Origin of the sequence: Stutzerimonas kunmingensis, from assembly GCF_014764705.1 — a bacterium.
Lineage (GTDB): Bacteria > Pseudomonadota > Gammaproteobacteria > Pseudomonadales > Pseudomonadaceae > Stutzerimonas.
Window position 1 is genome coordinate 63,635 of record NZ_JACXXG010000025.1, and the last position, 6,000, is coordinate 69,634.

Consider the following 6,000-nt stretch of genomic DNA (forward strand, 5'->3'; position numbering starts at 1 on the left):
GCTCAAGGATGAGCCGCGATGTCCCGCTACCGCCGCGCCCAAGCGCCGGGCGCCACGTATTTCTTCACGGTCAACTTGCTCAACCGTCGCAGCGATCTGCTGGTCCGCCATATCGACCTGCTACGCGAGACGGTGCGAGCCACACGCACACGCCATCCCTTCCACAGCTAGAGAAAAGGGGACAGATTTATTTTCCTTGCGCTAGCCACCCGTCTCCTGATGGGAAAGGCGCTCCCGAGCTGCCTGACGTTTTCCTTTTCGCTCCTGCAACCACCAGTCAGCGAGGTAGCCTGGAAGAAACGCGTGGAAAAGGCTTCGCCGTTTTCCACCCTACGCTCCGGCAACGTCGATGCGTCGGCGGTGTGGGCGGTTGAAATGTCGTAGGGTGGATAACGCTTTGCTTATCCACCGATACGGACCTCCCGCCAACCCAATGCTCAAGGATGAGCCGCCATGCCCTGCTACCGCCGCGCCCAAGTGCCCGGCGCCACTTATTTTCCTCACGGTCAACTTGCTCAACCGCCACAGCGACCTGCTGGTCCGCCATATCGACCTGCTCCGCAAGACCGTGAGCCACCCGCTCACGCCCCCTTTCACTTGCAGAGCGATCCCTTCCGCAGCCTCCAGAAATCTGCACCATCGCCGATACAATTTGGCATAGCGCGACGTGGCGCCCTCTGTGCCAATCAAAACCGCTTATCGCAACTTGCAGACTCAACGATACATACGGCATCAACAGCACATACAAACCAGACTCAAGGACAACGATGTTCACCGAAATAAAAATTGAGCTCAGCAAGTTTGACTGGAGCGGCGTATCCGGGCTGTCCGACGTCGTAATGGTGCTGCTCACATTGGTCCTGCTTGCAGGGTTGAAGCAGGGCGCAAAGAACATTCGCGAGTCGTCAATCTCCCGAGATGCTGACATTCTCCGCTGGGCAATGTCGGAAATGGACACGCTAAAACCGCAGATAAGGCTACTCACCGACGCCCACAAACGGCATAACTACTGCGGGCTGCCGCACGACCCAGAGACAAACCCGAACGGCTGGACCAGCCAGGAGCTCGATGCAGCGCAGGTCGTTGGGGTCAACCTTCAACGCATTGGCTACATGGCGCTGCACAACCTGGTTTCCCGAAACCACTTCATGAATATCTGGGGCCCGATGTATCTCGCCTGCTGGTATGCGTTGGAGCCGTGGGTCAAACACAAGCGCAAGGCTTTAAATGAGCCAGTCGAAATCAAGGATGGTGCGTATAGCAGGATCTACTTCGAGCAGTATGCGCACTATTGCGAGACCCATCTTCCGCGCCGCCTGGTTGATAACGAACGTCAGCGTTTTGGCCTTCAACCGTTGCAGGAGAGCAAGCTAACCTTCCGGCAACGGCTCCTAGAGAGAATGGGCAAAAACGAAGTGCTGGATGTGCGGCGCGATAGATGACACGTCAGCGAGGTAGCCTGGAAGTGACGCGTGGAAAAGGCTTTGCCGTTTTCCACCCTACGCTCCGGCAACGTCGATGCGTCGGCGGTATGAGCGGTTGAGATGTCGTAGGGTGGATAACGCTTTGCTTATCCACCGATACGGACCGCCCGCCAACACAACGCTCAAGGATGAGCCGCCATGTCCCGCTACCGCCGCGCCCGTGTGCCAGGCGCCACGTATTTCTTTACGGTCAATCTGTTCAACCGTCGCAGCGACCTGCTGGTCCGTCATATCGACCTGCTCCGCGATACGGTGCGTGCCACACGCTCACGCCATCCATTCCAGATCGATGCCTGGGTCGTTCTGCCCGACGACATGCATTGCGTCTGGACGCTCCCGGATGGCGACGCCGATTTCGCTCTACGCTGGAAAGTCATCAAGTTCGCTTTCGCCCGACGACTGCCGAAGACCGAGTTACTGACGACAACTCAGCGCTCCCGTGGCGAACGCGGGATCTGGCAACGGCGCTATTGGGAGCACCTGATTCAGGATGAACGGGATTACCGGCGTCACGTCGACTATGTGCATCGAAATCCGTTAAAGCACGGTTTGGTGGAGTGTGTCGTCGACTGGCCCTACTCGAGTTTTCATCGGGCGGTCGGCGCTGGGGTCTACCCGGCTGGATGGTGCGGTGACGAGGCGGCGGGATTCGCAGGTGATGCGGACTGACGCGTGGAAAAGGCTTCGCCGTTTTCCACCCTACGCGGCTGCGCAATTAGCCAACCATCTCACACAACCCACCCGGCACCTTCATCACCCACTCCCTCACCGCCCGAACCGTCGGATCATCCCGACGGCTCTCGGGATATACGAGGTGAAACGGCTTGCCCTCCATCTCCGGCCCGAATGGCTGCACCAGCCGCCCTTCCCTCAATTCATCCTCGATCAACTGCCGACTCATCAGAGCCACGCCCTGCGCACCGATGGCGGCGGAAATGGCGTGGGTTTCGTCGGAGAAGACCAGCCCGGCGCTCACATCCAGCCCCGGCACGTTGGCGAGCTTTTGCCACGACGCCCAATGAATCGGAGCGGACAAGGCAGCTTGCGCACGGAAGTGGATCAACGGGTGTTTGGGCAGCTCGGTTACATCCCGCAAGCCGAGATGCGGGCTGCAAACAGGGACGAAGGTGTTGTCGAACAGCTTCTCCGCCACCAGCCCGGGCCAGCGGCCGTCGCCGTAGCGGATGGCGATATCCGCCGTGACGCCATCGAGCGCGACTGGCTCATGGGAGGTATGGAAGCGCAGATCGATATCCGGATGTGAATCGCGTAGCAGACAGACCCACGGCACCAGCCAGCGCACCGTGATGGCCGGTGTGGTGCTGAGGGTGATCGCCTGGCGGCAGGGCTTCGCGCTCAGGCGTTCGACCGTAGCGCTGATGCTGTCGAAGGCCGTTTCCAACGTCTGTTGCAGCTCCCGTCCCGGATCGGTCAGTTCCAGCTTCCGCGGTTTGCGCAGGAACAGCGCCACGCCGAGGGATTCCTCCAGCGAACGAATCTGGTGGCTGATCGCCGTGGCCGTGACGGACAGCTCCTCGGCGGCCTGCTTGGCGCTCTCGTGGCGGGCCGCGGCTTCGAAGGCCCGCAGCGCAGAAAGCGAAGGTAACCGGCGATGCGCTATGGCTGAGTTTCTCTCATCTGTAGTTGGAAGAAATGGTCGTTTGTCGCTCGTACAGCCTAGCCCTAGGCTGGATTTACCGCGAACGACAGATGAATTCAATCACAGAGGAGAATCATCATGACGCACCTTCTGCACCTCGATGCCAGCGCCCGCCCCGGTCTTGCCGGCAAGGACGAGCACGGCTCCCACAGCCGTAACCTCACCCACCGCTTCGTCAGCCAGTGGGCGGCCCGCCGCGCGCAGGACAGTATCGTTTACCGGGATATAGGCCAGAACCCGCCCTCCTTTATCAGCCATGACTGGATCGCCTCCAGCTTTACGCTGGAAGAAGGCCGTGAGCCGTGGATGCGGGACACGCTGGCGGAAAGCGACCAGCTGGTCGATGAGCTGATCGCCGCCGATGTACTGGTCATCGGTACGCCGCTCTACAACTTCGGCATGCCCGCGGCGCTGAAGGCCTGGATCGACCAGATCGTGCGCCCGGGCCGGACGGTCGAGGTCGACGAAAGCAAGCTGCCCGACCCGTACGTACCCTTGCTGGCGGACCGGCCACGGCATGCAGTCATCCTCAGCGCCCGGGGCGGCATCGGCTTTGGTCCCGGTGGGGAGATGGCGCACATGAATCATCTGGAGCCGAACCTGGTGACGGCACTCAATTTCATCGGGATCACCCGCACCCATCAGATCGCGATTGAAGGTCAGGAAACCGGTGGCGAGGTATTGGCCGCCTCGGTGACCGAGGCGCTGCGCCAGGTCGATGCGCTGGTGAAGGAGCTGCAGGCATCACTCGATACGCCCCCGCTCCATGCCCGGGCAAGGCAGGCCGAGTTCGATCAGGTGTAAGGCGGTTAACGCGTGGAAACGGCTTCGCTTTCCACGCTACGCTCCATGGGCATGGCACCCAGTCGAGACAGCGGAGCAGACATGGCGAGCGACAAAGATTTCGTGCTGTACGTGGCGGAGCAGATCGGCCTGGGGAGCAGGCTGACGTACAGGAAGATGTTCGGCGAGTACGCCCTTTATCTGGACGAAAAGGTCGTCGCGTTCGTCTGCGACAACAGCCTGTTCATCAAGCCTTCGGCGGCCGCCGAGACGCTCGCCCCGGACTTGCCGCAAGCGCCGCCCTACCCCGGCGCGAAGAACTATCCGGTGGCGGACGAGCTGCTGGACGATGCCGACGAACTCCGCCGCCTGGTGATCGAAACGGCTCGCCTCATGCCAGCACCTGCGCCACGCAAACCGAGGAAGAGAAGGCCAGACGCAGCCGCGACATAGCGGCAGGCAGGATCCCGTATCCCTGATCGCCATGCCGCTTCACCTGGCCAGTCGCACGCCGCCCGGTACAATGCCGCCATTTTCCGTACCGCCCCGGAGCGCCGCCATGTTCACCCTCCCCCACCTCGGCACCCCGCCGCCGGAATCGCTGAAAAGCCAGGTGCTGCAGATGGTGGTGGATTATCTCGGCGACATCAGCCCGGTCTCGCTGCAGCCCAGCAATCCGCTGTATCAGCTGTATCAGTACGTGGTGGGCTTCGAGGTGCATCGCTATCTGGACAGCATGGACGGCGCGCAGGCGGGCAAGCCGGAGCTGATCATGGCGTTGGATGCTGATGATCCGACGGTCCTGCTCGGCTTCGCGCTGTATTTGCCATTTGTGGACGATCCCGAAGCCTGCGCGCTGGTCTATCTGGCGGTCGACGCCGGCCATCGTCGCCAGGGCATTGGCCGGGCGATGGTCGAAGCGATGGTGACGCGCTATCCCCATGCCGAGGTCGCGTGCGTTGCAGGCAAGGTGCCGTATTTCAGCGCGCTGGGCTTTCAGCCGCTGGTGGCGCGCGGCCCGCAGGTGGTGATGAATACCCGTAACGAGGCTTCGAACGGTGCGGTGGCGGTGCAGGATCTGGAGCCGATCTTCCAGTCCAAGGAAGTTCGGCAGATCTACAGCTACCTGGTGCAGCAGAACGGCCGCAAGGCGATGAGCGAGGCGGAGAAACAGCGCGACCGCCTGCTCGATCAACTGGCCCAGCAGGCACGACATCTGGTCGAGGCAGCCTCTGCCGCCAAACGCTTGCACTAGCCGATATCAGTTCCAGAACAGGCGGGATTGGCCGCATTCCCCCAGCACCGCACCGCTGTGCGTAGTCGTTAGCGTGATTGTAATCACTAAAACCGCTTACAACGAGCCGCTCGGAGATGTTTAGGGTTACTGGCCGCGCGATGGCAATTTAATATCGCCGCGCAATTCGCCTTAACACTCAGGAACGAGTATTCATGTTCAAACATTTCACGATGAGCGCTGCGGCGCTGAGCTTCGCCATTCTGACCGGCTGTGCTTCGGTCCCGATGGAGTCACCCGAAAAGGACCAGGCATACAAGACGTTCCCGGCACCGCCGCACGATCAGGCCGGGCTGTACATCTTCCGCGACTCCATGCTCGGAGCCGCCCTGAAGAAATCAGTGAAGATTGACGGTGAAATCATTGGCGAAACCGCCGCCAACACCTATTTCTACCGCCTCGTCACGCCTGGCAAGCACACCCTGGCAACCGAGTCCGAATTCAGCGACAACCTCATCGAACTGGACGCCATCGCCGGCAAGAACCATTACGTGCGTCAGTCGATCAAGATAGGTGTCTTCGTCGGCGGTGCGAAGCTGACCGAGGTCTCGGAAAGCGAAGGCCAGAAAGCCGTAGCGAAAACCGAACTGGCCCGCTAACGCTGCAAGCAAGACCGTCCAACAGAAGCCCCGCACCTGCGGGGCTTTTTTCTGGTTCTTCGCGGAGTCTGGGGGAAGAGCGAGTTGACAGTCAGGGAAGCAGGTAAATTGGCAGTCGCCAAACACACCCTTCACCTGTCCCTGCTGTCGCCGTGCATCCTATTGATCTTGCCGCTTTCT

At 60.8% G+C, this 6,000-nt stretch carries 7 protein-coding genes and 2 pseudogenes; 8 read left to right on the top strand and 1 reads right to left on the bottom strand.

The genetic code is table 11. The features are described from left to right. Positions 1 to 18 precede the first annotated feature (18 nt). The 4 genes and pseudogenes from IEG05_RS17290 to IEG05_RS17300 all read left to right on the top strand — a co-directional run. Positions 19 to 165 (top strand): annotated as a pseudogene (locus IEG05_RS17290) (transposase); the annotation flags it as partial. Between the two features lie 288 nt (positions 166 to 453). Continuing rightward, positions 454 to 606: pseudogene (locus tag IEG05_RS23355) on the top strand (transposase); the annotation flags it as partial. Positions 607 to 767: 161 nt separating this feature from the next. Continuing rightward, entirely contained in the window at positions 768 to 1,442 is a 675-nt protein-coding gene (locus tag IEG05_RS17295; protein WP_046622581.1) for a hypothetical protein, read from the top strand. Between the two features lie 180 nt (positions 1,443 to 1,622). Then, on the top strand, positions 1,623 to 2,153 hold the full coding sequence (locus IEG05_RS17300) for an REP-associated tyrosine transposase (RefSeq protein WP_046622579.1): 531 nt from the start codon (positions 1,623 to 1,625) through the stop codon (positions 2,151 to 2,153). Between the two features lie 46 nt (positions 2,154 to 2,199). Here the strand turns inward: IEG05_RS17300 and IEG05_RS17305 are convergent, their stop codons facing one another. Further along, positions 2,200 to 3,105 (bottom strand): LysR substrate-binding domain-containing protein, encoded by a 906-nt coding sequence (locus tag IEG05_RS17305; protein ID WP_046622585.1) that lies wholly within the window; start codon positions 3,103 to 3,105, stop codon positions 2,200 to 2,202. A gap of 117 nt (positions 3,106 to 3,222) precedes the next feature. On the opposite strand from IEG05_RS17305, the gene IEG05_RS17310 reads away from it, so the two are divergent. The 4 genes from IEG05_RS17310 to IEG05_RS17325 all read left to right on the top strand — a co-directional run bounded on the left by IEG05_RS17310 (position 3,223) and on the right by IEG05_RS17325 (position 5,820). Further along, positions 3,223 to 3,948, top strand: a complete 726-nt coding sequence (locus IEG05_RS17310; protein WP_046622577.1) for an FMN-dependent NADH-azoreductase — start codon at positions 3,223 to 3,225, stop codon at positions 3,946 to 3,948. An 81-nt stretch (positions 3,949 to 4,029) separates the two neighbouring features. Then, positions 4,030 to 4,380, top strand: a complete 351-nt coding sequence (locus IEG05_RS17315; protein ID WP_046622575.1) for a TfoX/Sxy family protein — start codon at positions 4,030 to 4,032, stop codon at positions 4,378 to 4,380. 106 nt (positions 4,381 to 4,486) lie between these two features. Beyond that, positions 4,487 to 5,182 (top strand): GNAT family N-acetyltransferase, encoded by a 696-nt coding sequence (locus tag IEG05_RS17320; RefSeq protein WP_046622572.1) that lies wholly within the window; start codon positions 4,487 to 4,489, stop codon positions 5,180 to 5,182. Between the two features lie 194 nt (positions 5,183 to 5,376). Then, entirely contained in the window at positions 5,377 to 5,820 is a 444-nt protein-coding gene (locus IEG05_RS17325) for a DUF2846 domain-containing protein (protein ID WP_046622570.1), read from the top strand. The last annotated feature ends 180 nt before the right edge of the window (positions 5,821 to 6,000 follow it).

What these genes read in the sequence shown, in the direction of transcription:
- IEG05_RS17295 (WP_046622581.1), top strand. Translation starts at nt 768, where the DNA reads ATGTTCACCGAAATAAAAATTGAGCTCAGCAAGTTTGACTGGAGCGGC.
- IEG05_RS17300 (WP_046622579.1), top strand. Translation starts at nt 1,623, where the DNA reads ATGTCCCGCTACCGCCGCGCCCGTGTGCCAGGCGCCACGTATTTCTTT.
- IEG05_RS17310 (WP_046622577.1), top strand. Translation starts at nt 3,223, where the DNA reads ATGACGCACCTTCTGCACCTCGATGCCAGCGCCCGCCCCGGTCTTGCC.
- IEG05_RS17315 (WP_046622575.1), top strand. Translation starts at nt 4,030, where the DNA reads ATGGCGAGCGACAAAGATTTCGTGCTGTACGTGGCGGAGCAGATCGGC.
- IEG05_RS17320 (WP_046622572.1), top strand. Translation starts at nt 4,487, where the DNA reads ATGTTCACCCTCCCCCACCTCGGCACCCCGCCGCCGGAATCGCTGAAA.
- IEG05_RS17325 (WP_046622570.1), top strand. Translation starts at nt 5,377, where the DNA reads ATGTTCAAACATTTCACGATGAGCGCTGCGGCGCTGAGCTTCGCCATT.